This is a genomic window from Enterococcus sp. LJL90 (assembly GCF_056924355.1).
Genome location: NZ_JBXPBQ010000009.1, coordinates 64,833 through 90,190, shown reverse-complemented (window position 1 = coordinate 90,190; position 25,358 = coordinate 64,833). Strand labels below are relative to the sequence as shown.

The window sequence follows — 25,358 nt, the reverse complement described above, 5'->3', positions numbered from 1 at the left end:
GATGAGTTAATAATAACCGGAAATTGTGAAGATTTTGTGTTTGGTGCTTAGTGATTATTGGAAGATTTTGTAAGAAAGTTTAAAGCGTGACTATGGATGACCTTAGCGCAAACAAGTTCAAACCTCAACTGCTTGCAGTTTGCTTATCATAATTACTATTCTTCAACGCATATAAAATACTTTTTGCATCCCACATGGACTAACGATTTCATTTAACTTTAACAAAAAAATTTGACTACGATTAAAATGATGCGTAGAATTTTTATTAATATCTCATTTAAGGGGCGCTTATGAAAAATAATTCTTTAAAGCAAGTAGGAACTTGCCTGCTCTACGCTATCATTCCAATAATAATCGGCATCATCCTTTCACTGCTAATAAATCAGGACTGGCACCTGACAACTATGGCTATCTTTGTGATTTTCATCTTCTTTTTAATTCCCAAAGGTGGGCTATTTTCCTCCAGTGTCGATTACCAGACACGGAGCGTCAATCCCGAGTTCCAACCAAAGCATGAACGCATAAGTGCAGGAACTTGGGAGATTATCCACTTACTTTCCGTGGTGCTGGCTGCATTTGTCATTCTTCTAGAATGGACTATCTCAGCGGTTTATTTTTAATTCTGAAAAATATTTCCCAATCCCCCTATCCCCAACAAAAAAACCATCCAAAAATTGGATGGCGTAAAAATTCTATAGTCTACTTCACCAGATAATCCAACAAGGTAAACATCAGCGCTTTATTTTCTTTAGGCACTGCCGTCTGTAAAATATCAGCGGCAGTCTGATTTAAAGCATTGTTTTCCTGTGGATAATCCACATCATTCAAGGCTATTTCTCGGACGTCTGTTGCCTGCGGTTCAAAATGAAATTGCAGCCCCAGGATTTTCTCCCCTAAAATAAAGCCTTGATTTTCAACTAAATCGCTGCTGAATAACAGCTCAGCTCCATCAGGAATCTCAAACATTTCTTCGTGCCAATGTATAGCAGTGAACTTCTCTGAAAGGCCGGTAATTTTCTGACTTTTAAGATACACCGGAGCCCAACCGACTTCTTTATAAGGGGCTTTGGTGATAGCGGCGCCAAGAGTTTTGGCGATTTGTTGAGCGCCAAAGCAGGCTCCAAAAATAGGGACGTTCTGTTCAATTAGTTCTTGGATTAAGGTTCGTTCTGCAATAATCCATGGGAACTCATCATTGGGACTCATGGGTCCGCCCAAAATAATTAACAAATCAATTTGATTGGCAGTCGGCAAAATGCCAAACTGATAGGGATGATAAATAGACAACTCGTGTCCGTGAAGCTGTCCCCAGTCTTTAATCGATCCGGGGCCTTCGTTTGGTGTGTGCTGCAAAATAGCAATTCGCATAAGCATCCTTTCTCAACAACGGCAATGTTTGACTTAGGTTTCGCCTGCAAATACCTTTTGATATCAAAATTTTAACAGCCAGCTAATATTTCGTCCACCAAAGAAATTTTTAATAAAAATCCATGTTAAAGTCTACAGAAATTAGTTTGACACGACTAAATTTTTAAAGAATCCTTCTGTGCCTAAATCTACCCACAAACCAATAGCACCATGTTGATTTTCGCCGTGTTTTAAATCTGTGACGATGAAGGAAGGCTCTTGGGCATCATTGATAAATAATTCAGCAGTCGTCCCTTTAACTACAATTTTGAGATGAATCCATTGATCGATATCAATGTCGGCATAGGTTTCATACTCACCGGGATTTTCTGCCCGAAAGCGATCAAATTTATACTCTGGATAAGAAAAATACTGGACAGTTCGGTTGCGCCGCAGTTGATTTTTAGCTCGGCCATTTGTCGGACGAACGTAAATGCCTTCAAAATTTTTCTGGCCATCAATTCTCAAAGCAACTCCGATAAAGCCCCGGGCATGCTCTGGCGCATCTGGCAAAAGCCGACTCAAAACATCAACCTCAATGGTACCATCTTTAAAATCTGTTTCAAACTGGGCAAAAGTTGCCTCATCATCCGCTAAAATTTCGGGATTTTTCGTGACCCGCAACACTTGCTCTCCTGCTAAAACTTCTTCCGTGAAAAATACATCATTGGCAGTAAACAGCTCAGCCTTCATGGGAATTTTTTCTGATTTCATAATCTCGCTCCTTAAATTTATTTTCTTATTTTGCTAGTTACGGAATTATTCCGCAAAAAATAATCTGTAACTAAAAGCCTTTTAACATTTCAAAATTAGTTTAACACCTTTGCATAACTTGCGACAGTTTCTTCGCAGACTGCGCCAAAACCAACCAAAATTTCTTTAACTGCTACATTAGGATTGCCATAGACTTTTGTGCTTAAGATTTGGCCCAATGATAATTTAGGACACCCGTTTTTTAGCTGTACTCGCCATTAAAGCTTCAATCAGCTGGCTCATCTCCGCTTCTTCTCCCGCCGCTACTGCAAATTCAATACCGTACAATACTTGGTCCTTCATTTGAATAGCTCCTTTATTTTACAGATTCATAATAGTCTTTAGCAACCGTGGCATAATCTTCACCATCTAAATCAACTTTAGCGTTGAGTTCGATTAAAGTATCAGTGTCCATGCCCGCATCAATCTGGTTAATAATTTCGGCGACTTCTGGATTGTCTGCTAAAACAGCTTGGCGAACAACTGGCATTAAATTATAAGGCGGCCAAAATTGTTTGTCATCCTCCAAAACGGTGAACTCAGATTTATCTGATAGTTGGCCTTCTGTGGTGTAGGCGGGGGTCGCATCGGCTTCATCACTTAATAAAACTTGATACTTCAAACTATTGTCATAGACCGTTGAAGAAGCAAAATTAAATTCCCCGTAAGCCTCCGCTAAACCTTTGAGTCCATCTGCCCGTTCGTCAAATTCTCCTTGAGAGGCAAAGCGAATTTTATCAGCATTAGCTTGTAGGTCGCTGATGGTGGCAATGCCGTACTCCTCGGCCACGCTAGTTTTGATGGCGATCCCTTGGCCGTCATTTCCCGGTGCATAATCTAGAACAGTCAACACGCCATCTGCTTCATGGGCTGCTTTAACCGTTTCAAAGACCGCATCTGGATCCGTTTCTAAAGGTAAATCAAAAATACTCAAGAGTGCCGTGCCGGTGTATTCAGGATAAATATCAACCTCGCCAGCTTCAATTGATTGGGGGATAACGGAACTGGCAATATTTTGGACCCGCTCCACTGTATAACCGTGGTCCTCCAAGGCATCGGCATAAATTTCGCTGATTACCAAACTTTCAGTGAAATCCTTTGAACCAACTTTAATCGTTCCTTTTTCAGCAGCTGAACTGCTGGCAGTACCGGCGCTATTTCCGCAGGCGGCTAAAGCCATTACTGCTAGGGTGACAAGCCCGCTGATGATTAATTTTTTCATTTCCATTTCTACTCCTCCGTTTCGCTAAAATCATCTTAACCGGTGGAAAATATTTTGAGAAGTAGGCACTTTTTTATTAGTCACTTACCTTTTAGTAACTATCTAATAAAAAAGTGCCTACTATTTTTCTGATTATTTTCAAGTTATGCTGAGAACAACAATAGCTAGCTAGTAAAAATTTCAGCTAAACGAATACGATGTATTGATTTAATTCTTTAATTCACTCAACGATTTTTTCCGCTGAAATTATTGGAGGAAATAATTAGTTAGCATTGCTACTAAATAGATGCACTAAGGAGCAGGCACATGAAGCCAGAGGAACTTTTTATTACGATGATTGAACCGCGGATTAAACTTTTCATTTTAAATTTTTTAGCTTATCAGCCGGCTCAAAGTCTGCAGGCTATTCAATTGCATTTTTGGCGAAATAGAAAAGAAGCCTCGCAAGCCTTGTGGGAGCTTTGCAATGCTCGTTTAGTCAGCAAAACACTAACTTCTACCACTTGTTTTTATCAGCTAACCGACACGGGCCAAGACTATTTGAAAATTGTCGGCCAGCTGCTGAACTGGTCAAAGGAACATCAATTTTATGGAGGCTATTAGTCATGTTGTCAGAAATTTTAACCTATTTTGAAACCAGCAGCCCGCAATATGGCGGCTACCTTATTACCCATTTACTCATCAGCGGTAAGGCTCTTTTCTTTGCAGCTCTAATCGGCTTGCCCCTTGGTTTTTTAAGTTATCGCATTAAACCGCTGGCTGAATTATTTCAAACGATGTCACAATTATTGCGCATCATTCCCAGTTTAGCGGTGCTTTTTTTGCTAATTCCGCTAATCGGCGTGGGGGAATTGCCGGCGCTGATTGCGCTAATTTTTTTGGCCATCCCTTCAATTTTGATTAATACTGCATTGGGCTTTCATGAAGTGTCCAAAATTACCAAAGAGGTCGCAAGCGGTCTTGGCATGAATCAGCGGCAATTATTTTTTAAAATTGAAATCCCGTTGGCCCTGCCCTTTATTTTGAACGGCTTAAAATTAGCCTTGGTGGAAATTTTAGCCAGTGCCACTTTAGCAACTTACATCGGTGCTGGTGGACTGGGGACATTAATTTTTACCGGACTAGGTTTGTATCGTATGGATTTACTTTTGATTGGCGGCGGCTCAGTCACTCTGTTGTCGCTGCTTTGCATTGCCCTCTTTGACCTGATGATTAGAAAGGTGAAAAAAAATTATGTCTAATGTAGCAGTTTCCTTTAAACATGTTCAAAAAAAATTTACCGGAGCCGCAGAAACGGCTATTGACCAACTCTCCTTTACGATTCATCAAGGAGAATTTGTCACCATTCTTGGCACTTCCGGCTCTGGAAAAACCACCACTTTAAAAATGGTCAATCGCCTGATTGAACCAGACGCTGGTGAAATTGAAGTCTATGGTCAAGCTGTCGCAAGTTTTGATGTCAATCAACTGCGGCGGCAAATCGGTTATGTTGTCCAGCAAATTGGCCTCTTTCCCCATTACACAATCGAAAAAAATATCGCCACTGTTCCTGATTTATTAAATTGGGAAAAAACAAAAACAACGGCTCGCATCAAAGAATTGATGGCGACCATCCAACTACCCTACGAAGAATTTGCCAAGCGTTTCCCTCGTCAGCTTTCCGGCGGACAACAACAGCGAGTCGGCGTGGCCCGGGCATTGGCGGCAAATCCCGACATCCTTTTGCTGGATGAACCATTTGGAGCTGTCGATGCGATTACTAGAAAAGAGTTGCAAAAGCAGATAAAAGAATTGCACCAAAGTTTAGCAAGCAAGACGTTTCTTTTTGTAACTCATGATATCACCGAAGCATTTTTCCTCGGCACGAAGGTGATGATTATGCAGGCTGGTCAAATCGAACAATTTGACACCCCTGAAAATATCATTCGCCAGCCGAAAACAACATTTGTAAAAAATCTTTTGGCCACTGTCTATGCCGAAGAAGAAATTTGGAGGCAGTATCAATGATTGCTTATTGGGTAAACTTTCACGGGCATTTAACGACGGCCCTTGTACAACATTTACAACTAGTCTTGTTTTCATTAGCAGTGGCTTTGGTGGCGGCCGGCCTGTTGATTCTTTTTTTCTCAGCCAAACCTAAATGGCTGACTACTTTTACTTATTTCTTTTCCGCTTTATATGCAGTCCCCAGCTACGCCTTTTTTGCACTGCTGATTCCTTTCACCGGTTTAGGGAGCACAACTGCTATAATAGTCTTAAGTCTTTATAGCGAATATATTTTGCTACGCACCTTTGTCACCAGCATCCAGCAAATTGACCCGCTTTTACTTGAAGCGGCCACCGGTATGGGTATGACTGAGAAGCAAGTCTTTAAAAAAATTCAACTGCCTTTAGCTGCGAGAGGAATTTTCAGCGGCATTCGCTTAGCCTTGACCTCCATCATCGGCATCGCTACTATCGCCGCCACCATTAATGCCGGCGGATTAGGCACCATTCTTTTTGACGGCTTGCGAACACAAAGCTTGATAAAAATTGTTTGGGGAACGTTGCTAACAATTTTGCTGTGCCTCTTAAGCAGCAGCATCTTAAAAATTATCGAATATATCACCATAAAAAAATTAGCACTGGAGGAAATTTAAATGAAAGCTATTGTCGTTTACGAAGCCGGCGGACCGGAAAAATTAATTTACACAGAAGTGCCTACGCCCAAAGTCAAACCCGGTTGGTCATTAATCAAAGTGAAGGGCTTCGGTGTCAATCACTCGGAAATTTTCACCCGCCAAGGTCTCTCTCCGTCAGTAAAGTTCCCCCGCATTTTAGGTATTGAAGCAGTCGGGGAAATTGCTGCAACCACCGATGAGCAGCACCTTCCTGTTGGCCAAAAAGTCGTCTCGATTATGGGGGAAATGGGCCGAGAATTTGATGGCGGCTATGCCGAATATGTTTTACTGCCGAATAAACAAATTTTTCCAGTGACCACTCAGCTATCATGGGCCGACCTAGCCGCAGTGCCAGAGACTTATTACACCGCTTTTGGCTCCTATTTACGCCTGAAAATCAAAGCTGAAGATAAAATTTTAGTGCGTGGCGGTACTAGCGGCGTTGGCTTGGCCTTTTTAAAATTAGTTAAAAGCCAATTTCCCGATATCGAAATTGTCGGCACCAGCCGCAGCCTCAGCAAAAAAGACAGTCTCTTGGCTGCTGGTTTTACCGAGGTCATTTTGGATCAAAAAGGCCAACTGCAAACAGAGCAAAAATTCGATAAAATTTTTGAACTAATCGGCCCGGCCACAATCAAAAATAGTTTTCAGCATATTTTGTCGGAGGGCATTGTTTGCAACACCGGATTATTAGGCGGTCAATGGTACCTAGAGGGCTTTGATCCGATTTTTGACACCAATAACGCATATCTGACCGGCTTTCATTCCGGCGATGTCGATGCCCCCCGTATGCAGCAACTCTTTGCTTTCATTGATAATTATCAGCTTACTGTCACTCCAGAAAAAATATTTTCTTTAAAAGATACTGCCAAAGCCCATGAATATTTAGAGAGCAGCCAAAGCTTCGGCAAAGTGGTAGTGCTCCCTTAAAACAAAAAAATGTGAGACAAGCTTATATTTACGCTTGTCTCACAATTTTTTACATTAAATTTTCTTGAATATAGGCCGTGCCCCAATCACTCATTGAGCTGATAATCGGCCGTAATGACTCGCCTAAGTCCGTCAGAGAATACTCAACACGGGGCGGAACTTCAGGAAAAACTTCTCTAGCAACAATCCCGTCCTGTTCCATTTTTCTTAAATTTTCCGTGAGCACCTTTTGACTGATGCCATCAACTGCCTTGTGAATCGCATTAAAGCGCTGCGTTCCCTTCAACAACTCCCGCATAATTAATAATTTCCATTTATTTCCAATCAAGTCCACCGTTGTGGCTACCGGACAATAGGGTAATTCATCTTTTGTAAGCATGCATCTTCTCCTTGGTTTCAAAAAGTAAGTAACTAACTGATTTTATATTAGCAATTCTTTTTGACTTTTTCAACTGGGAGTTGTGAACAGAAACTAAAGTCAAAAAATTTCCATCCTTGCTGTGAATTTTCTTCGTTAATTCTCCGGAAAACTTAACGCCTTCAAAGCCGCTTCATTTAAAATCAGATAGCCTTTGCCCTTTTTTTTCAAGTAACCCTCCGCGACAAATTGATTGAGAATCCGAAATAGATGGCGATAGCTGAGGCCCACAGAGGCTGCTGTGTCTGTTAAATTATCTTCAAAATAATTTTTGTAGGCATTTTGCCAGAGATAAAAGGCCAGGCGCTCTTCACCAGCATAAAAAGAAGAGGCCAGCTGATTTTTAGAGGTGGTCACAACATTTTCCGCCAAACCTTTGGCTATTAGAGTCACAAATCCTAAATTATTCAACAACCGCTGTTGATAAATATTTTTTGGAATACCAATACAGACAAATTCAGAGACAGTGATAATCGTCGCTGTAGCGGTTTGATGCTCTGAAATCAATTCGATATCACCAAAAATCCCTGAAGAAATGAAATAACTTAGCACCAAATTTTTACCATTTGTGGTGTAGTTGCAGACCTTGGCCCGGCCAGAAACCACCAGAAAAACATAATCGACTTGACTGCCTTCTTCTAAAACAGTTTCCCGTGGTTTATAGGTGAAAATTTCACATTTTTGATAATCAATTGGATTTAACTGCCAGCGAGTTAACACATTTTCATATTTTTTTGAAAATTTCTCTCGTTTCATCAAATCACCTCGCAAAAAGTATGACATATGTCCTAGTTGTTGTAAAACAATTTCCGTTATCATGAACTTACAGGAGGTGAGGGAAATGACCTCAATCGAATTGATACTTGCCCTGCTCATGCTGGCAGTGACTATGCTCGTTGTTAAAGTAGTCCGTGTTAACACGGCCAAAAGAATGTTGCAACAAGCCAAAAAAGTCCAACAAAATGAAATCCGCTATCAAAAGGCTAACGCTTTGAAATATTATCGGAAACAATTACATGCAGAATAAAAAAACTCAGCTTCGGTTTCTTCAAACCTTAAGCTGAGTTTTTTTGTGGGTTGCGTTGTGTGGCAAACTGAGATTTTTAGACAAAAGGGTCTGCATTTTTTTAACTTGTTCCTATCAACACTACAATCGCCATCACAAACTGCGTAACAACCTATCCACTTATTCTTAAACCATTAACATCAATCGTATATTTTTAGACCATTCAGCATTTCTGCGGCACTTGCGTCTAGATAATTGATAGCTTCACTGTGGCCTAAGTCAAGGGCAGCAATGTTTTCCATATCGGTATCTGATAAGTTAAAATCAAAGACATTTAAATTGTCCTTCATGCGTTCAGTATTGGTGGATTTAGGAATTACAACCACGCCCCGTTGGACATGCCAGCGTAAAATAATTTGGCCGACAGATTTTTGATAGGTTTTTGCTAAGTCAACCAAAACCGGCTGAGTGAAAATGCCTTGGCCACCTTGTGACAAAGGTCCCCATGATTCAATTTGAACACCGTATTTTTTCATGGTTTCCAGAGCTGTTTTTTGTTGGAAGAAGGGATGGGTTTCCACTTGGTCTAATGCTGGAGTGATTTGATTATTTAAAATCAAATCAGCCAAGCGGGCATCATCAAAATTGCTGACACCAATTGCCCGCACTTTTTTGGCTGCATATAATTCTTCCATGGCCCGCCAAGCACCATAATAGTCGCCGAAGGGTTGATGAATTAAATATAAATCTAAATAGTCTAAGCCTAGACGAGTCAAGCTGGCTTGGTAAGCCGCTTTTGCTTTATCATAGCTGGCGTCTTGGACCCATAATTTTGAGGTGATAAATAACTCTTCTCTAGGCACGCCGCTGTTAGCGATGGCCCGGCCGACAGCTTCTTCATTGAAATAGGCTGATGATGTATCAAAGGAACGGTAGCCAGCTTTGATAGCTTCACCGACAATTCTTTCAGTTTCCTTATCATCTGTTAGTTGATAAACTCCAAAACCAATAATAGGCATTTGAATGCCGTTGTTTAATATTACATATTCCATAATAAATTTCTCCTTTTACATTCTGACTTCATTAAATGATTGGGCAATGTCTGCCGTTAAATGATCGACAATTTTAAAACCAGTCTCCAATAATTGAATTGCCTCCATATCTGCTGAGCTCAATTCAAAATCAAAGACATCAATATTTTGCTGCATCCGTTGGACATTGGCTGACTTGGGAATCACGACTGTTCCCCTTTGCAGCTGCCAGCGAAGCATAACTTGTGCTGGAGACTTATCGTATTTTTCAGCAATCTTTATTAAGGTATCATTTTGAAAAATATTGCCATTTCCTTCTGCAAATGGTGCCCAAGCTTCCGCCTGCACATCGTATTCCTTCATAACTTCCAAAGCTCGGCGTTGTTGCCGCAGAGGATGAATTTCGATTTGATTGACGGCCGGTTTAATTTCGCTATTCATAATCAGATCGACTAAACGATCCTCACTGAAATTACTGACGCCAATCGCCCGAATTTTGCCGGCTTTATATAATTCCTCCATGGCCCGCCATGAGCCGTAATAATCGTTAAAGGGGACATGAATTAAATACAAATCAACATAATCTAAGCCCAGCTTATCCAATGATGTTTGAAAAGCTTTTTTGGTGGCATCATAACCGGCATCCTGCAGCCAAAGTTTCGTTGTAACAAAAATTTCTTCTCGGGGAATCGCACTTTTGGCAATTGCTTTACCGACAGCCTCTTCATTTAAATAAGTTGCCGCCGTATCAATCAAGCGATAACCAGCTGTTAACGCGGCGCTGACAATTGCTTCACTTTCTTTTAAATCGGGGATTTGAAACACGCCAAAACCTAGCTGCGGCATCTTGATACCATTATTTAAAGTGACATAATCCATTTTATTTTCTTCCTTTCTGTGTTGCTTCGTTGCTATGAACTTAGATTAACACCTTCTCGTTTGTCTGAGAATTTGAAAAATGTTAAGATGGCGTTAACTAACAGTTAATGCAAAGGAGTTAGCTATGTATAATCATCTCTTAGATACCTTTATCAAAGTGGCCGACACCGGCAGTTTTGCCAAAGCGGCTGAAGCACTGTTTATCTCCGCCCCTGCTGTGATGAAGCAGATGAATTTATTAGAAGAACAATTGGATTTGCAATTAATCGAGCGGACCCATCAAGGCATTACCTTGACCGAGGTCGGGCAATCCGTTTACACAGACGCAAAAAAAATCATTGCTTTTTCGAAAGAAGCAATGACTCGTGCAGATAATTTATTAACGGACAATCCTTGGAAAATAAAAATTGGCAGCTCTATTTTGAATCCCAGCCAGCAAATTTCTCAGCTGCTGAATCAAGTGCTAAAGGAAAATAATCGTTTTTCCTTTGAAATTGTCCCCTTCGATGATAATCGTGAAACAATTATCTCGGTTTTGCATCAACTAGGAGAAACTTACGACATCATTCCCGGTTCCTATACCGCCGATATCACCGAAAAACTGGCTAATTATTTGGAATTATATCCTGTCACATTTACTATCGCCGTGCCCAGAAGCCATCCGCTGGCCCAAAAGGAAAAACTAGAAATCAGCGACTTGTTTGGTGAAACGCTAGTCTCAGGAAAAAGTTCGCCTAATCGCCCCGTCGGCCAGTTGCAGGCAGACTTAGCGGAAAAATATCCCGAAATTCAACAGGAAATCACATCAGAATTTTACGACATGAATGTCTTTAATAAATATGACCAGTCCGACAAATTATTACTTTCTTTACCCCAATGGCAATACGTGCAGCCGAATTTTGTGACGCTGCCTATCAATTGGTCTTATCAAAATATCTTCGGCTTACTTTACCCCTTGCATCCCAGCCGAGAGGTGAAAAAGTTTTTAGAGTATGTTGCTTTTGTGCAGAGAAGAGGATAGATAATCTGTAGCCTGATATTTAAAATCATGCTTTTTGAGCTAAGCTAGCGAAAATATCTAACTAGATGTTTAAGCACACAAAACTGATTTAAGGCTTTTTTCATTTGGAAAAAATAGATTTGCTAAAAAAATTTTTACTTGAAAATACCTTGAGCGGCTGTGACATTAATCCTGTTAACAGATGGAATCCCGAATTGTATTGTATTTGTCTCTGTGGTCCAGTGGGTCCTTGAGACAGAATGTGCGTGTACAACTACTGGTAAGTAAGTCTTCATCGTAACTTCTCAACATTTAGTAATGCTTGCTAGATTCTGTTCGGAAAAATCAGTTCTGTTTTCATTAATATCACAGCTTCTCATTTTTACTTCAGTTCATCTTTCAAAATATTTTCTTCTAACCATCTTGCTACCCCATCGTGATTATTATCATCCACGGTAATATTATTTGCCACCGCCTTAACCTCAGGCAGAGCATTTTTCATAGCAACGCCTCTGCCAGCTTTTTGAAGCATTTCACAATCAATCAAATCATCGCCAAAGGAAATTAGCTTTTCCGTAGGCAAATTGTAATAGGCGAGAATCCTCGTTAAGCCACCCCATTTGGTAGCCTGCTCTTTAGTTATCATAGCCAATTTTCCCTCAGCAATAGACAAATGCAGTCCTCGCTTTAGCCAACTTTTATCGAAAAATTGATTTTCACCTAATGGTACTAATATTTTCAAAATATCATCATGAGTAGCAGTTCTGAAATTTTCCTTGGCAAAGGTGACATCAGGCCATAATGAAGAACAGTCAAAATTAGCATAACGATTTGTGATCGTTTCGATGGCCACATTTGCTTGGCCCGTCACCTCACTGATATTTTGAATGATAGCATACGCAGCTTGTTGCTCGATTACAGCGTATTCATCTTTGGAGTCTGCCAACAAGACGTGGGCGCCGTTTTGAAAAATCGCCGCATCAAAGGGCAACTCCCCTATCAGTTTCAAAGCGGCATCCTTCGGTCTAGCAGTAGCTATCACAAAAATAAAACCCGCTGATTTAAGTTTTTCGATAACCATTTTTGTGTATTCGCTTAGTGTTTTATCTTCTTTTAAAAGCGTTCCATCTAAATCACTGACAATGATTTTCTTCATTTTTTTACCTCCATTTTTTGAATTTCCAGTTCCAAAAAAATTTTAAATTATTCATATATTACTAAAGTTCCTGAAAACTTTAAATCAAAAATTACATAAAATGCTGCAAAGCAATTTTTTTCATGACCATTCGGCTTAAAAAGCGGTGATTTGGAAAAAGCAAAATATTTTATGGAACGTTAAAGAAGAGAAACAACCTTTTGCGGATTAATAAATTTTAAAAGAGGTAAAAAAAGCTATCATTACAACAACAGTTGCAGAAAATCCTCTGACTATACTAGAGGACATGGCGACATTTTCCTAACTAATGCGAAAAATTCAAATTTACTTCCCATTAATTTGTTTCAAATCTGAAACATAATTTTTTTCAATTGAATTAAAGCTGTACACTGAATACAAATCAAAGAAGAAAACAGAGAGAAGGAAGACCTATGAATACCATTACTTTAGAAAAAAAATCAGCCCGGCAACTTCATTTAACCGTTTTGAGCAGTTTGTTTGGCGATTTTGGCAGCAGTATTTTTACTTTTGGCTTGAGCTTTATGTTATTAGAGCGAACGGGCTCCGTCTATAGCTTCGCATTATCAGCAATTATTTCTCCGATTATTGGCTTGGTTCTTTTGCCCTTTGTAGGACCGCTGATTGATAAGTATTCAAGAAAATTAATTATTATTCTTAGTCAATCCTTCACAATAGTTGGGTTGCTTGCTTATTGGATGGCTTTTCCTTATATTCAAAATCATCTATTGGCAGCGTCCGTTTTCTTAATCGCTATTTTGAAAATCAGCGATCAATTTACTTCAACTGCACGTCAAGCATCCACCATTCATTTAGTGATTGAAAAACATTTGAGCAAATTATCCGCCTATTCGCAGATGACTTCTTCAACCGCTGGTGTTATTTCGTCAATCTTTGGTGCCTTTTTTTACACGTTGCTACCTTTTTATTTATTTATCCTATTAGAATTAATGACTGAAATCCTAACCCTAATTTTTACAAGTTTACTAAATTTCAACTTCCAAAAAGCGGCTGAAAAAGCCGCTCCAGTAAAACAATCCCAGCTAACCCTCTTTAAAGAAGGCTTGCAATTTATCAAGGGGCAAAAATACCTACTTTTCGGAATGACTTTAGCGTTATCAGTCAACTTTTTCTTAGGCATTTTCAGTGTTGGCTTACCGGTTTTATTTCTCCAAGCTTTAAAAGCCAGCAATTTACAATTTGGTTTTGGTGAAGCCATTAACGGTTTCGGTTTTTTAATCGGCGGCATCCTAATCAAAAAACAACAGGATGTTTCAGAGCCAATCCAGCATCTCTACAATAAATGTTTGCAGTTAGGCTTATTAATCACTCTGTTTGGCTTTGTCGTTTTGATACCTGCTAATTTCCTAGGCATTCTAGCTGTCTACGGTTTGATGTTTATTAGCGGTTATTTAATTGTAACTTTAAATGTGCCTTATACTGTCTGGTTGCAAAAAAACATTCCTCACCAACTGCAAGGTCGGGTTTTCAGCGTCATGTCCACTTGCGGGATGGCCATCATGCCGATTAGTATTTTACTTTTTGGTTACTTGTTTGATCTGACAGCTGTTTCGACTGTTGTTTTATGCAGTATCCTTTTTGTCGCAACAGGCTTACTACTCATTATTTTTACCATCATGACCTCCAAGCTTTCTAAGCTGAAACTTGATGAAGCCGTGATTATTCCTGAATAAATTTTAGCCAAAATATATTTAAACATCCTGAACTTACTACAACAATTCGCATTTGCTGATTGCTGCAATCCAGTTCAGGATGTTTTTTAGTGTAACTATTTTAAAATTTCTACTATTCTAACAAATTTTTGCATTGTTTTTTAAATGCAAAACCAGCGAGCTCTTTTATGATAGAATTTAACTAAGAGGTGAGCTGCATGTCGAATAAACCAGAAAAAAACAAAGATTTAGTTCCGTTACTTTATAAATTCATTTTTGTCATTGCCTTGAGTATTTTAACCTTACAAATCCTTTATTTCTTTGTGTTTCAAGTAACTCCGTTAAATTTTAGTACGCTGACAGGCCTTGTGCTTTTAGCCTATTCGTATAAAAATATCTTTCTAAAAAATTAAATCGGCATACTCCTGCAAAAAAGCTATCAAAACGCACAGTTTAAAGCAGCCGCTATTAATTTACCTGCCAAATGACTTATTGTTCAGCCCACTTCAGCTATTTGCCATTATGATATAATTATCTAAAAGGGGAAATGAGCATGAAACAACTAAGAAGATCTTCTACTGATAAAGTGATTGCGGGTGTCTGCGGTGGTTTAGCAGAATACTTTGGAGCCCCGGCCATCATGTTTCGTCTGCTTTTTCTGTTGCCCGGATTGGTGATTCCGTACATTATCTTAGCTTTATTTTTACCCAGTTCAAATAGTTGGTGATTGCACTAGGCAATTTTCGCTAGACTGAGAGGAGAAGCTAATATGAAAAATTACTATGGAGTTACTGCCGCGATTAATCTGGTTGCTGCGATTATTATTATGATTTTGCCGGGAAACCTTACAAAAATTGCTGGCGTGCTTTTTTTACTGAATGCAATTTTGAACAGCTTTTTCTATGTTAGAAAAGCCAGAGTCAGTAAGTAGCTATTTTTGAGCTTTAGTAAGAATAGTTGAGGAACAGCGCTGAGTGGGTTTGCTTTAGTTATCATGTTTGGTAGCGGAGTTTGAATTTCTGATGTTCTAATTTTTTCGTGGTTGATGAATGATACGTTGAGCACTAGAATAGTAATAAATTAATATCTGAATATTGGTGGAAACGGCTGCTCAGGCCGTTTCTTTTTATTTATTTATTGATGTCCACTTGTTTTATAACTGCTCAAACTTTTACTGAGTTCCACCAAGAAGAAATCTAATGGAAGTTTCCGCAACTAAGCTAAAGCTCCAGCAATTTTCAAAAATAAGTATCACTGAACACATTTAATAGGCTATTGAGCAGAGAAAAAATAAGGTACATGACTGCCAGCCTAACAGTATAACTTTTGTAAATCACCAGTGCCGTTGATAGATAGATCACAAATTCAATAGATAACCGAATTGGAATCGATGCTCTAGTTGTCGAAGCCGGTGCCACAAAAAAGGCCCATAAAAGAATAAAAAGCGTCGGCAGTATAAGGCCAACCAAAATATTTAGCGGAAATTTTTGTCTTGAAAAACCAGCGATGACTAAAATCACAACGCTGCCTATTTCAAGCAGAAACCTTAGTCCGGAATTGATTAAAAAAATGATGTCCATCTGCTTGTCACTGCTCCTTATTGGTTGGGTTAGTCAGCCACGATAATTGCTCGCTTTCGCCAAAATTATTTTCAACCTCAGTCCCATGACATATGCTTAAAAGCGACTTTGGATAGTTTTCTAAAATAGTACGCCCGCTTTTCAGCGCCAACGGTAAATCAGCTGTGTATTTTTTCATTGGTGGCTTTAACTGGCCGGCACGATTTGTTGTAAATAAATCGCCGGCAATTAGTACATCATCCTCGGCATGATAAAAACAATGGTGTCCTGGTGAATGGCCGGGCGTGAAGACAGCCTCGATACCCGCATCTTTTTGCAGCTGTTGACCCGACTCACTTTCCAAACTCAAAAAGGTCGACAAAGGAAAAACTTTTTTCTCTGTTTTTTTCCTTTTGGGATATGGTTTCTCCCCGCTAATATAGGCGAATTCCAGCTGAGAAATAAGCACAGGTGCGTCAGGAAAATTCTGTTTTACTGTGGCAACTCCACTGATATGATCAGAGTGACCGTGCGTTAAAAAGACAGCCTCAAGCTGCTGATTTTCCATAAAGTTGTTTAGCAGGTAGCTGGCCATCTGGCCCATGCCAGAATCGATTAGGTAATAGCGCCCCTCCTGCTCCACTCGCCAACAACTAACTACCATGATGCCTAAGTTGAATTCAAATTTTTCAATGTGTTGGCTAATAATTTTTTTCTTCGTGATGATTGGATAAAATAGTGTAGTCAAGATAGTCCCTCACAATCGTTTGAATTCGTTTCAAATCTTGTTGCTCTTCATTTTCATAGGTCATAATTATGCCATGGAGAAAAAAGAAAACACCCCGCACAATATTGATTTTTTTCTCTTCCGCCAAATCCGCCGGCAGCCATTCAAAAATTGCTTCCCGCAATAACTCTAGGCTCTTCATGCGATTTTTACTCAAAAGAGCTGAATAGCTTGGCAAATCCACCCGCTCTCCTTCATATAGCGAAACCAATTTGTAGATGTTTTTCTGTTCAAAGCCGAAAGAAATGTAGTGATTGCAGAGGCTGAATAATTTTTCCGCTGGCTCTTGGTCATCTTTGGTAATCTCCAAAAGTTCTTCAAATAAATTTTCCAAGGGCTCCAAAGCAATTGCCCGAATAATTTCTTCCTTACTTTTAAAATACAAATAAATCGTCGTATGGGAAATACCAGATTTTTCAGCGATTTCCCTCACGGTAACTTGACTCGCATCCTTTTCAGCAAATAAATTTCGGGATACACTTAAAATTTTTTTCTCTGTATTATTCATCTAATAATCCTTTCAAATTAAAACCTAACCATTGGTTACATGATACGTGTCGAATTACTAATTGTCAATTATTCTGTAACAGAACTCAGAAATTTGTTGAAAATTATTTCCTCTTTCAATCTATTTGAAAAGTAAATTGAGCCAGAAAAGGATAGAATTCATTTAACAAAACTGGCTGATTTTATTTTTATTTCTCAATATAAGAAATAAAATTATTAAAAATCGAGAAATTAAAAGAATTTAATTGAAAAGTTTTCATTAAAGTTGAATTATCAATCTTTATCTTGTTATATTGGCTAAATTTATGCTAAAAGAGTATTTTCTTTCCATGCTATACTGGTGGTAACCATTAAAAATGATAAGGAGGACCTCAAATGTTTAGCACAGAAGAAGAATACTTAACCGTTGAAGCTATTTTGCAGGCTGAAAAATATTCTGATTTGACTAAGAAGCAACAGGAACTTGTGGAATTTGGTTGTTTCTTTTATGCTCCTTGGATAGAAGCCTTCAAAAATGATGAGCCGTATTATATTCACCCTGCTTCTTTAGCAACTTTGTTAGAAGATAAGCCCGACTATTATGAACGCCTGAATCCTAGAGCCTTTAGAACTTATGAAAGTTTGGCAGCTAAATTTTCAGATGCTGCTTTTAGTATGCAAAATTGATTTTGTTGATCTTATTCGTTCTTCCTACCCGTTTTACGCATCCCGTAGCTTAAATTTGCTATTTCCTCAGAACGCTCACAAGTAAAAATCCAATTAAACGTACACTGTAAATAAAAAATTTGCGTAGGTCGCTTTTTAACTATCAGTCTCAGATTTCATCCGATAGTTAAGTAAGTGACTGACTAGACCAGCCTTCACAATCTAGCCGTCTCTGTAAATAGAATGTAAAAAAAACGGCGCTATCTCACGCCGTTTTTTTGTTAGACCTTCGCAATCTTCCCTTGTTCGATGTATATTACAGCTTGCATTTTCTGGTGTTTTATATCATGCTAAAATACTTGTTAAATCAGCATTTCTACCAATTTTATATTTCTTTCAATTGCATATAATTATTTCAAATGCAGTCAATATGCAGTCAAAAAATACTCGTCTAGCGTGGGGCGCTATTACCTTACATTTAACAATTTAGTTATGATCTATGAGTTGTCTCTAAGCTCTGATAAAATAGCATAAATTCTTTCTATATCCGCAGAAGTTCCCCTTAATTCAAAATCTTCTAACATTGGAACATCAAACTGTTGAGCGTATTGTTTTGCTGTTAAACAGTATTGGCGATTGAAGTTCTTGTTTCCACTACCTACTACACCAAGGCAACGAGAAGCGTTATTCTCAAACTCGATATATTCTCTCAAAGTTTCTGTTAATATTTCTTGAGTTCCATTATCTACTCCGTTTCCCCCCTCTAAATAGGTAGGTACAAAAGCTATAAAAGGTTCTAGTTCTGATTCGAATAAGCAGTTGTCATCAATTTCTTTCAGAGTAAAGGTTACAGCATTAGTATTCACTCTTTTTTGTTCTTCTGCAAAACTCTGTAATCTTTTTAAAAAAGAACGAGTATTACCAGAGATTGATATATATAATAAATTCATAAAATATCCTTTCTTTTACTTTAACAAGTTCTTCTTTCGTATAAAGAGATTATCTAAAATAACGTTAAGTCCTCTACTTTACTCTGTTGTAAATCAAGGCATCAGTTTGACCTAGCAAACCTTCTTTTGCGGTCAATATAAATTTCAATTTAGTATCAGATACTTTGATAAATTTATAGGTGGTACCATCGCTTGATTTGTATACTAATGCTTCAGAAGTATTTTTATTTACACGGCTGAGTTGCATCGCTTCTTGATCATCAATAGCCAATGTTATCTCATCGCTATTAGTAGATGTTATATCCAATGTGCTGCTAAGTTCACTATCAGAAGATTCCCAGCTCCCTACAAGCCATTGTGAATCATCGTTTTTTAAATGATTGATGACTAAAATTCCTCCTATGATTAACACAATAATTCCTATGGCTACTACTAATTTTTTCTTCATAATTTATTCTCCATTCAGCTCAATTATTTAAAACCCTTTTTAATCAAATTAAAGAAATGTCCAATTTTTGACTTCCCAACTAAATGTGAAACGTCCTGAGTCACTTCAATACAACCGATATAATTGTTCTCTGAGTCTCTCACCGAGAAAAAACTAATTTGAATTTGTTTTCCTTTTGCTGGAATGACCATAATTTGTTGACTGATTTCTCCACTATGCATTTGCTCAAGAAGTTTAGTTATTCGACTGCTACTTTTTCCTGGATGCACATCTAAAACGTGCTTATTTAAAGCACTCTTATCTCTGTCAAACAAACGCATAGAGTTATTAGAGTACCACCTCACAATGTCGTTTTCATCTATAAAATCAAATTCTTGTGGGATAACTTTAAAAATACCGTTTAATTGGTCAATCGTTAATTTACCTGTTTCCAACTCAATTGATGACATTGATTTTCCCCTTTTCTTTTTAAACTAACTTACTTAAATGTTCTTTAGTAGCATCTTGACTAACGATATATTCTGGTGTTTGGCTTTTAAATGGTATTTCTGATAGCCACTGCATAATTTTCGGCTGTATGATTGAATTAAAATCAATATCTTCCGGATTAAGTTTGATGAGTTGAATCATATTATTTACTACGCCAATCATTGAGCGATTATAATTACAGGCTAATTCTATTTGCCCAGCCTTTAAAAGATAGCAACTAATTTGCGATGAGGAAACATCACTATAGCTAAAAATTTCTTCAATTCCAAGTTTGATATGCTCTTCCAAGTTCTTTTTATTTTTTGCATTTATATCGGCTAACACTACTGGCGAAAGTGTTAGGTCATTATCTAAAACAAGAATTTTCTTCCGATTGACTGTGAAGTAATTTGCGTGCCATGAATAAAAAGACCGTTCGTCATCATTTATTTTCTTCTGCGAATCACGGATATACGAAAACAGAGGAATTGCTTTCTTAGTAGGTATGATTTTCATAGTATAGACTCCTTTATAGACTATTATTTCCTGATGAATCTATAAAGCTATGCATCCTTTCTATTAACTGATCGTTAGTGCATTTTTTTGCACTTTGTAAAGTTATATTTATTTCTCCAAAACCCATTTTTACGTTTGCAGCTATTGCCTTTCTCTGGAAACTGGATAGATCAGACAAAAATTCTTCTGGGTTTTTCAAATACACTGATACAAACGACTGGTTCAGCATATCTTTATTCTCAATTTTTTTAACATCGTCCCATAATATAACTTTATCTTTAGTTGCTAACGCACTACTATAATCATTGAATCCAACCTTTGATAAAACAATCAATTTCTTTCCTAAAAAAACCTGCTTTACTATGTAAATCTCGCAAGCACCGAAAAATAAAAAACCTATTATACCTATCCCTAAAAACCAATATTCAGCTTCTGTTATTCCTATAAGTAATAATACAAGGCTAACTAATACCATCAATAAGCCAAGCAGCGATAACCCAACTTGTTTGCTCTTACTTTGATAAACAACGTACTCTTTTTCCATACTTTCACTCCAACTACATTATTTGAATATAAAGATTATACCAAAAAAAGCCACCTCATAAGAGATGGCAAACAAAAAATAGCCAAGGTTCCCCTTGCAACTAACGTATTTCGCCACTATTGTTGAACAACGCCGTTATTTTCGGTGTCGTCAGCGCAAATTTACTCTTACCTATTCTTAAGCCCTAGCAAAGTTGACTGCGGCTAATTTAAGCTGCTATTAATGAACATAACAACGTTGTCGATATTTTCGACGCTGTTACGCAACAAATTATCAATCGTCAAACACATCACTCAAAGTGATCTGTTTTGTTGCAATGATTCAAGGTCAATCAAATTGACCTCACTTTTTAAATAACTCAGCCCCATTCGTTTTAATAAGGTGTACCAAAAAGTACAGGGTATGCCGATTGTATCGGGCTACCTACTACTTTAACTTACAGAGTATCAAATAGCTCTTTCGTTTATAAAAAAACCACCTCACAGAGATAGATAATCCAGTATGCCAAACTTATTTTCTAAATCGAACTTGCCCTGTTAAAACAACTGATTCAGTTAGAAAAAAATAAGGTTAAAAGTCTACATATATTGAAGATAATTTAATTTTTATTTTTCGTTTCTCTTCATTTTTTTAAAAGTCAAGTTAGGATAATTCTTAACAATCCTGTTCAAGTTATGAAGTCGTAGGTTCTTTGGTCTTTGAGATAATCTTTGAAGGATTCTTGTTCTACCCTTAGAGGATTTTCTATTCTCAAATAAATGCTTTAATCTATATTCCTTGATTGCTGCATTCTCTGTGTCCGATTCGTCTATATTGGCTTCGACTTCTTTTTTAGTAGTCATAGTAAATGTAAATGTTGTCACGACATCCGCTAAAAACAAGATTGCCAAAATAATTGGTCCAATGCCTTTTGTATTATTTATGAATAGCTGAATATACGTTTGGAAAAATGGGTTGATAATTTTTATCAGAATGAGACATCCGATTCCCCAGAAAAGAGAGACAGACACTGCGACTCTACCTCCAATATTTAAAGGGACATTTGTGTAATCCCAAAGTTTCATATTGAAAACTTTTTCAAGTAACCAGCTAGTTATATATTCAATGATTGTCACAATGACAACAACGTTAAAATACAAGTTCAGCAAAGTTCCTGCGTTCTCCGGTACTAACAACAATACTGCAGTTACACCAAAGCCATATACAGGACAGTACGGCCCAAGTAAGAACCCTCGATAGACAAAATGTCGGTCCTTAATTGAACAAAAAATACTTTCCCAAATCCACCCTACAAAAGCGTAGACAATAAATGTCATAAAAATCGTTTCTATACTCAAGGTTTTTCCTCACTTATTATTAATTCATATTGCTGTTAAGAATGTTACGATTCCAAAGATAATCCCAGGGAAATTAGCTGTTGCTAGTGGGATGTCTCTAGGTTTCTTGCATAGTCCATATACTACCCATAGGCTACAATTTATTGCGGCTACCAATGGTTGAATTGGATTTCCTTTAGATCCAGAAAGATTATCCATAATCTGCGGGATATAGGAAACATACATCATGATAGACATCGCTGTAGCTATCCAACTCAAATACTTTATAAATTTATTATTATCCATTTATATTCCTTCTTATACTTTTATTTAAATATCATCTAAAAATAGTATACCAAAAAAGCCACCTCAAAAGAGATGGCCATCTAATTATACCAAAATTTTTTTCTAAAATGGACTTGCAACTTCTCATCATTCCTAGTCCAGCAAGTTTGCAACCTCGCCTACAATTTTCAGTCCGATAAGAAGCTCGACAAAGCTATGTCTTGGCTTTTATGGCAGCTACTCCAGTCAAGCCCATAAACGTTTATTTGTAGTTTAATTATACCATAATTGGCTGGTATTTTAGTAGTCCAATTTAATTGTCATAAAATCACAACGTTAGTTGCTACAGCTCCTTTTTGGTTTTCACCAAGGACATATTCCACTTTTTGCCCTTCTTCTAAATTTTTATATCCTTCACCTACGATTTCTGAATAATGAACGAAGTAGTCTTCGCCATTTTCTCCACTGATAAAGCCGTAACCTTTTTCAGAATTAAACCACTTTACTGTTCCTCTTTGCATAATCAACTTCCTACTTTCTTTTTTTGTTTTCTAATTGCTCGACCACTAGAGATTCAAAATTCTCTTCATGAATATCTATACCACCCACAAGATGAAATCCTTTGAAATTGAATTCTCTTTCAGATTCTAAAAGTTCTTCTTTATATTTCCGCCAATACTCTAAAGGTGTCATACTACTATATGGAAGAATATTATTTTTAGGGTTATCAACTATTTTGGAAGGCCGTTTAGTTTTTTCGTTGCCTTTATGGGAACGCCTTTTATTGCGTGCTTTTTGTCTACATACAGAGCTACAATATACGGCATTACTTCGGCTGTTGGAGAATGTATTACTACATACTGCGCATGTTTTAAATGCCAAATTTATGCCTTCTTTCTTTGTATTGACATAGGACGCGAGAAGAAATGTACAGTGACGGCGTGAAGTACGGACAAACCGCCGGTGGGGTGGGTATCCCCCCCCCCTTTCCATAGCTTCTCTCACTACTGTTGATGATTTATTTAATCGTCCAATCCTTTTAGACCACCTAACAAGTTTCTATAAGAATTTTCTAATTCCATTTGTTTTGTTGACTTAACACCTTTACTTTCATACTTTGCTTCAACCTCAGCAATTGCTTTGGCTTTTTCTTTCTCCGCCTCAATCTCTCGCTTCTTCTCATTCTTAGCGTGCATTGACTCCAACGACTTATTGAAGAGTGACTGGTCTTCTTCTCTCTTCTTTATATAAGCTTCTTGTTGCTTACGCATTCTATTCTTAGACTCCTCCACCCTCGCTTGAAGCTCAGCGTCAGCACGTTTTTTCATGCCTTCAATATCGATATATTTTCGTTCTTTCATAATCTATTCTCCTTTGTCTTCTCTTGCTATTCGTACTCTGCTCCACTTACCATGTTGTCATACCAACTATACGGATTGCCTTGTTTATGTTCTATCATCGTCTAAGCCTTCCTTCATTGTCGGTTCAAACATTGGGGTATCTTTAATTTGTCCATACAGTCCGTAAACCATATCCGGCTTGTACTCGTCTGAGATACTATATACAGGGGCAAAATCACTTCGCAAGTCATACTTGATTAATTTCAATAGTTCATTTGTCAACTCTTTTAATTCAAGCGATTGATCAGAAATCTCTTTCAGCTCTTGTAAAAGTTTAGACGCTCGTCTGAATTGCATTTTTCTAGCAGCATTCGCAAGTGTTAATACCTCTTTGTGCAGTTCTTTAGCTTCTTCTGGTGAGATTATTTTTGTTTGCTGCATCTTCTCCAATTGTTTAATCTGTAAATCTTTTGTATTTGCCTCAGTCCATAGCGCTTTTTTCGCCTCATCATACGCTTTAAAATCCTCATTTTCTTGAGCTTTAACTAAATCATCATTGATAGCTTTTATACATTGCTCCGTCCGCATGATATTATTTTTTTTTGCGTCTATGATTTGCTTGTTCTCGTCTAGCTTGTCGTTCAATAATTCTTTAATTTGATTTAATGTTTTCATGATGATTCTCCTTTGTTTTTTAAGATTAATATTGATATTGTTCACAGAATAGGTTCTCCTCGTATTCTGTTAGCTTCTTGACTCTTTCCATCAAAATATAAAATTCTATTTTTCAGCTTGTTCTTCTCTCCAATTTTTAGTATTGAATATACTACATAATCAATACTCCTTCTTATTCGTTCTATCCTATGCCGCACAAGGCTTTGAGCCGTTTTTTCAAAAATCATTAAAACGCTGATAATGTATTGACCTTTGACCCTGCAGGGTCAAAGGTGTATTCTCGTTGGCACCTGCAGGGGCTATCGAGTATTACCGAGTGGTTCCTCGGACCTACTCGATAGATTCTTCAATATCCCAACACGGCTAAATTCACTGCATAAAATATGTGTACCCCTGTGAAAAGTTAAATTTACTAGCGACACTGGCGACATCTTTCAAAACGCTGTTATATCAACGTTTAAAACTGTTAAAAAAATCCATTCTTACTTTTCAACCGGCGACACTACTAGCGACAGAAAAGAGGGTTTACTTTTTGTCGCCGGTAGTGTCGCCAGTGTTTTTTGCGACTAGCTGGATATCAATCCTTATAAAGCCCTCTGTACCAGTGTTTTTAGCTAGTGTCGCTAATGTCGCCAGTATTTTTACTTTCTAGACAGGGTATACTTATTCTGTTGTCCTCGCGGGGACTGAAGTACACCGATAATATCGGGCTACATATTGCTATGACTTACAGAGTATCAAATAGCTACCTTGTTTAAAGATATTTTTTTTGTTAAATCACACAGAATAATCTTGAATTTCAAGGTGGCTCAAACCCACCGAGTTTTATTTATATATAATGCTGGGGAAACACGTCATGGACTTTTTTGTCCAACACGGTAAAATCAACTGCATAAAAATATGTGTACCCCACTAAGTATGAAATACCCGAACCATTCGAACCACTACTTGAAAACACTGGCATATCAACGTTTATAAGAGTTTATTTGTCCGAACCATGCCGAACCTTACTCGAACCACCCGAACCATTCACTAGTATTTTTTATTATCGGTTCGGGTGGTTCGGTTCTGGTTCGGGTATGGTTCGAGTTTGAAACATTGTTATATCAACGTTAATTGACTATGGTTCGGGTGGTTCGCCATTTTTTATTTTAAAGTGGGGTAT

The 25,358-nt window shown here is 37.8% G+C and carries 34 protein-coding genes; 12 read left to right on the top strand and 22 right to left on the bottom strand.

Translation table 11 applies throughout. The features are described 5' to 3' along the window. The first annotated feature begins 290 nt into the window (after positions 1-290). Positions 291-620 carry a hypothetical protein gene (locus tag AC1Z3S_RS16680; protein ID WP_461741289.1) on the top strand — a complete coding sequence of 110 codons (330 nt, stop codon included), beginning with the start codon at positions 291-293 and terminating at the stop codon, positions 618-620. A 79-nt stretch (positions 621-699) separates the two neighbouring features. Here AC1Z3S_RS16680 and AC1Z3S_RS16675 read toward each other — a convergent pair whose 3' ends face one another. The 3 genes from AC1Z3S_RS16675 to AC1Z3S_RS16665 form a co-directional block, all read right to left on the bottom strand. Continuing rightward, complete coding sequence (locus tag AC1Z3S_RS16675) at positions 700-1,368, bottom strand: type 1 glutamine amidotransferase (RefSeq protein ID WP_461741288.1); 669 nt, start codon at positions 1,366-1,368, stop codon at positions 700-702. Between the two features lie 141 nt (positions 1,369-1,509). Next, on the bottom strand, positions 1,510-2,121 hold the full coding sequence (locus tag AC1Z3S_RS16670; RefSeq protein ID WP_461741287.1) for a 3-keto-alpha-glucoside-1,2-lyase-like domain-containing protein: 612 nt from the start codon (positions 2,119-2,121) through the stop codon (positions 1,510-1,512). A gap of 355 nt (positions 2,122-2,476) precedes the next feature. Then, a complete protein-coding gene (locus tag AC1Z3S_RS16665; RefSeq protein WP_461741286.1) occupies positions 2,477-3,388 on the bottom strand; it encodes a glycine betaine ABC transporter substrate-binding protein in 912 nt (303 codons plus the stop codon). A gap of 300 nt (positions 3,389-3,688) precedes the next feature. Here AC1Z3S_RS16665 and AC1Z3S_RS16660 point away from each other — a divergent pair, with 300 nt between their 5' ends. From AC1Z3S_RS16660 to AC1Z3S_RS16640, 5 genes are read left to right on the top strand one after another with little or no spacing between them, the layout of a single operon-like run. Then, positions 3,689-3,985, top strand: coding sequence for a hypothetical protein (locus tag AC1Z3S_RS16660; RefSeq protein WP_461741285.1), 297 nt, complete (start codon positions 3,689-3,691; stop codon positions 3,983-3,985). Positions 3,986-3,987: 2 nt separating this feature from the next. Further along, a complete protein-coding gene (locus AC1Z3S_RS16655) occupies positions 3,988-4,623 on the top strand; it encodes an ABC transporter permease (protein WP_461741284.1) in 636 nt (211 codons plus the stop codon). Further along, positions 4,616-5,389: an ABC transporter ATP-binding protein gene (locus AC1Z3S_RS16650; RefSeq protein WP_461741283.1), complete on the top strand. Its 774-nt coding sequence runs from the start codon at positions 4,616-4,618 to the stop codon at positions 5,387-5,389. Before AC1Z3S_RS16655 ends, AC1Z3S_RS16650 begins: the two co-directional genes overlap by 8 nt. Continuing rightward, a complete protein-coding gene (locus AC1Z3S_RS16645) occupies positions 5,386-6,021 on the top strand; it encodes an ABC transporter permease (RefSeq protein WP_461741282.1) in 636 nt (211 codons plus the stop codon). Before AC1Z3S_RS16650 ends, AC1Z3S_RS16645 begins: the two co-directional genes overlap by 4 nt. Beyond that, positions 6,022-6,972 (top strand): zinc-binding dehydrogenase, encoded by a 951-nt coding sequence (locus AC1Z3S_RS16640; protein WP_461741281.1) that lies wholly within the window; start codon positions 6,022-6,024, stop codon positions 6,970-6,972. 49 nt (positions 6,973-7,021) lie between these two features. On the opposite strand, the gene AC1Z3S_RS16635 is transcribed toward AC1Z3S_RS16640, so the two are convergent. Both AC1Z3S_RS16635 and AC1Z3S_RS16630 read right to left on the bottom strand, forming a co-directional pair. Further along, a complete protein-coding gene (locus AC1Z3S_RS16635) occupies positions 7,022-7,351 on the bottom strand; it encodes a winged helix-turn-helix transcriptional regulator (protein WP_265459489.1) in 330 nt (109 codons plus the stop codon). 135 nt (positions 7,352-7,486) lie between these two features. Further along, entirely contained in the window at positions 7,487-8,146 is a 660-nt protein-coding gene (locus AC1Z3S_RS16630) for a cyclic nucleotide-binding domain-containing protein (RefSeq protein ID WP_461741280.1), read from the bottom strand. Positions 8,147-8,231: 85 nt separating this feature from the next. Between AC1Z3S_RS16630 and AC1Z3S_RS16625 the strand changes: the two genes are divergently transcribed. Beyond that, the gene (locus tag AC1Z3S_RS16625) at positions 8,232-8,417 is read left to right on the top strand and encodes a hypothetical protein (RefSeq protein ID WP_461741279.1); all 186 of its coding nucleotides are present in this window, start codon (positions 8,232-8,234) and stop codon (positions 8,415-8,417) included. Positions 8,418-8,596: 179 nt separating this feature from the next. Here the strand turns inward: AC1Z3S_RS16625 and AC1Z3S_RS16620 are convergent, their stop codons facing one another. Together AC1Z3S_RS16620 and AC1Z3S_RS16615 are read right to left on the bottom strand one after the other, a co-directional pair. Beyond that, a complete protein-coding gene (locus tag AC1Z3S_RS16620; RefSeq protein WP_461741278.1) occupies positions 8,597-9,448 on the bottom strand; it encodes an aldo/keto reductase in 852 nt (283 codons plus the stop codon). Positions 9,449-9,463: 15 nt separating this feature from the next. Further along, on the bottom strand, positions 9,464-10,306 hold the full coding sequence (locus tag AC1Z3S_RS16615; RefSeq protein WP_461741277.1) for an aldo/keto reductase: 843 nt from the start codon (positions 10,304-10,306) through the stop codon (positions 9,464-9,466). Between the two features lie 124 nt (positions 10,307-10,430). On the opposite strand from AC1Z3S_RS16615, the gene AC1Z3S_RS16610 reads away from it, so the two are divergent. Then, a complete protein-coding gene (locus tag AC1Z3S_RS16610; protein ID WP_461741276.1) occupies positions 10,431-11,327 on the top strand; it encodes a LysR family transcriptional regulator in 897 nt (298 codons plus the stop codon). A 361-nt stretch (positions 11,328-11,688) separates the two neighbouring features. Here the strand turns inward: AC1Z3S_RS16610 and AC1Z3S_RS16605 are convergent, their stop codons facing one another. Beyond that, positions 11,689-12,462: an HAD-IIB family hydrolase gene (locus AC1Z3S_RS16605; protein ID WP_461741275.1), complete on the bottom strand. Its 774-nt coding sequence runs from the start codon at positions 12,460-12,462 to the stop codon at positions 11,689-11,691. 431 nt (positions 12,463-12,893) lie between these two features. Between AC1Z3S_RS16605 and AC1Z3S_RS16600 the strand changes: the two genes are divergently transcribed. The 3 genes from AC1Z3S_RS16600 to AC1Z3S_RS16590 all read left to right on the top strand — a co-directional run bounded on the left by AC1Z3S_RS16600 (position 12,894) and on the right by AC1Z3S_RS16590 (position 15,084). Continuing rightward, positions 12,894-14,174 carry an MFS transporter gene (locus AC1Z3S_RS16600; RefSeq protein ID WP_461741274.1) on the top strand — a complete coding sequence of 427 codons (1,281 nt, stop codon included), beginning with the start codon at positions 12,894-12,896 and terminating at the stop codon, positions 14,172-14,174. Positions 14,175-14,706: 532 nt separating this feature from the next. Beyond that, on the top strand, positions 14,707-14,880 hold the full coding sequence (locus tag AC1Z3S_RS16595) for a PspC domain-containing protein (RefSeq protein WP_461736089.1): 174 nt from the start codon (positions 14,707-14,709) through the stop codon (positions 14,878-14,880). Positions 14,881-14,922: 42 nt separating this feature from the next. Beyond that, positions 14,923-15,084: a hypothetical protein gene (locus AC1Z3S_RS16590; protein ID WP_461741273.1), complete on the top strand. Its 162-nt coding sequence runs from the start codon at positions 14,923-14,925 to the stop codon at positions 15,082-15,084. Between the two features lie 307 nt (positions 15,085-15,391). On the opposite strand, the gene AC1Z3S_RS16585 is transcribed toward AC1Z3S_RS16590, so the two are convergent. The 3 genes from AC1Z3S_RS16585 to AC1Z3S_RS16575 are packed head-to-tail and all read right to left on the bottom strand — an operon-like array spanning position 15,392 to position 17,007. Next, a complete protein-coding gene (locus AC1Z3S_RS16585; protein ID WP_461741272.1) occupies positions 15,392-15,733 on the bottom strand; it encodes a YrdB family protein in 342 nt (113 codons plus the stop codon). A 7-nt stretch (positions 15,734-15,740) separates the two neighbouring features. After that, complete coding sequence (locus AC1Z3S_RS16580) at positions 15,741-16,460, bottom strand: MBL fold metallo-hydrolase (protein ID WP_461741271.1); 720 nt, start codon at positions 16,458-16,460, stop codon at positions 15,741-15,743. Beyond that, positions 16,414-17,007: a TetR/AcrR family transcriptional regulator gene (locus AC1Z3S_RS16575; protein ID WP_461741270.1), complete on the bottom strand. Its 594-nt coding sequence runs from the start codon at positions 17,005-17,007 to the stop codon at positions 16,414-16,416. Before AC1Z3S_RS16575 ends, AC1Z3S_RS16580 begins: the two co-directional genes overlap by 47 nt. 374 nt (positions 17,008-17,381) lie before the next feature. Here AC1Z3S_RS16575 and AC1Z3S_RS16570 point away from each other — a divergent pair, with 374 nt between their 5' ends. Then, positions 17,382-17,672: a hypothetical protein gene (locus AC1Z3S_RS16570; RefSeq protein ID WP_461741269.1), complete on the top strand. Its 291-nt coding sequence runs from the start codon at positions 17,382-17,384 to the stop codon at positions 17,670-17,672. Positions 17,673-18,148: 476 nt separating this feature from the next. Here the strand turns inward: AC1Z3S_RS16570 and nrdI are convergent, their stop codons facing one another. The 11 genes from nrdI to AC1Z3S_RS16515 form a co-directional block, all read right to left on the bottom strand. Next, on the bottom strand, positions 18,149-18,601 hold the full coding sequence (nrdI, locus tag AC1Z3S_RS16565) for a class Ib ribonucleoside-diphosphate reductase assembly flavoprotein NrdI (RefSeq protein WP_265459467.1): 453 nt from the start codon (positions 18,599-18,601) through the stop codon (positions 18,149-18,151). A 73-nt stretch (positions 18,602-18,674) separates the two neighbouring features. Further along, entirely contained in the window at positions 18,675-19,049 is a 375-nt protein-coding gene (locus tag AC1Z3S_RS16560; protein WP_265459466.1) for a hypothetical protein, read from the bottom strand. A 23-nt stretch (positions 19,050-19,072) separates the two neighbouring features. Then, positions 19,073-19,498, bottom strand: coding sequence for a PAS domain-containing protein (locus AC1Z3S_RS16555; protein ID WP_265459465.1), 426 nt, complete (start codon positions 19,496-19,498; stop codon positions 19,073-19,075). A gap of 19 nt (positions 19,499-19,517) precedes the next feature. Then, complete coding sequence (locus tag AC1Z3S_RS16550; RefSeq protein ID WP_461741268.1) at positions 19,518-20,033, bottom strand: DUF6933 domain-containing protein; 516 nt, start codon at positions 20,031-20,033, stop codon at positions 19,518-19,520. Positions 20,034-20,046: 13 nt separating this feature from the next. Further along, positions 20,047-20,577, bottom strand: coding sequence for an STM3941 family protein (locus AC1Z3S_RS16545; RefSeq protein ID WP_461741267.1), 531 nt, complete (start codon positions 20,575-20,577; stop codon positions 20,047-20,049). Between the two features lie 605 nt (positions 20,578-21,182). Further along, entirely contained in the window at positions 21,183-21,908 is a 726-nt protein-coding gene (locus AC1Z3S_RS16540; RefSeq protein ID WP_416207867.1) for a putative ABC transporter permease, read from the bottom strand. Between the two features lie 30 nt (positions 21,909-21,938). Beyond that, positions 21,939-22,199 (bottom strand): SemiSWEET family transporter, encoded by a 261-nt coding sequence (locus AC1Z3S_RS16535; protein WP_265459462.1) that lies wholly within the window; start codon positions 22,197-22,199, stop codon positions 21,939-21,941. Between the two features lie 299 nt (positions 22,200-22,498). After that, on the bottom strand, positions 22,499-22,699 hold the full coding sequence (locus tag AC1Z3S_RS16530) for a cold-shock protein (RefSeq protein ID WP_265459461.1): 201 nt from the start codon (positions 22,697-22,699) through the stop codon (positions 22,499-22,501). A gap of 10 nt (positions 22,700-22,709) precedes the next feature. Continuing rightward, on the bottom strand, positions 22,710-23,060 hold the full coding sequence (locus AC1Z3S_RS16525) for a hypothetical protein (RefSeq protein ID WP_265459460.1): 351 nt from the start codon (positions 23,058-23,060) through the stop codon (positions 22,710-22,712). Positions 23,061-23,200: 140 nt separating this feature from the next. After that, a complete protein-coding gene (locus AC1Z3S_RS16520; RefSeq protein WP_461741266.1) occupies positions 23,201-23,539 on the bottom strand; it encodes a hypothetical protein in 339 nt (112 codons plus the stop codon). Between the two features lie 84 nt (positions 23,540-23,623). After that, a complete protein-coding gene (locus AC1Z3S_RS16515) occupies positions 23,624-24,193 on the bottom strand; it encodes a hypothetical protein (RefSeq protein ID WP_461741265.1) in 570 nt (189 codons plus the stop codon). Between the last annotated feature and the right edge of the window lie 1,165 nt (positions 24,194-25,358).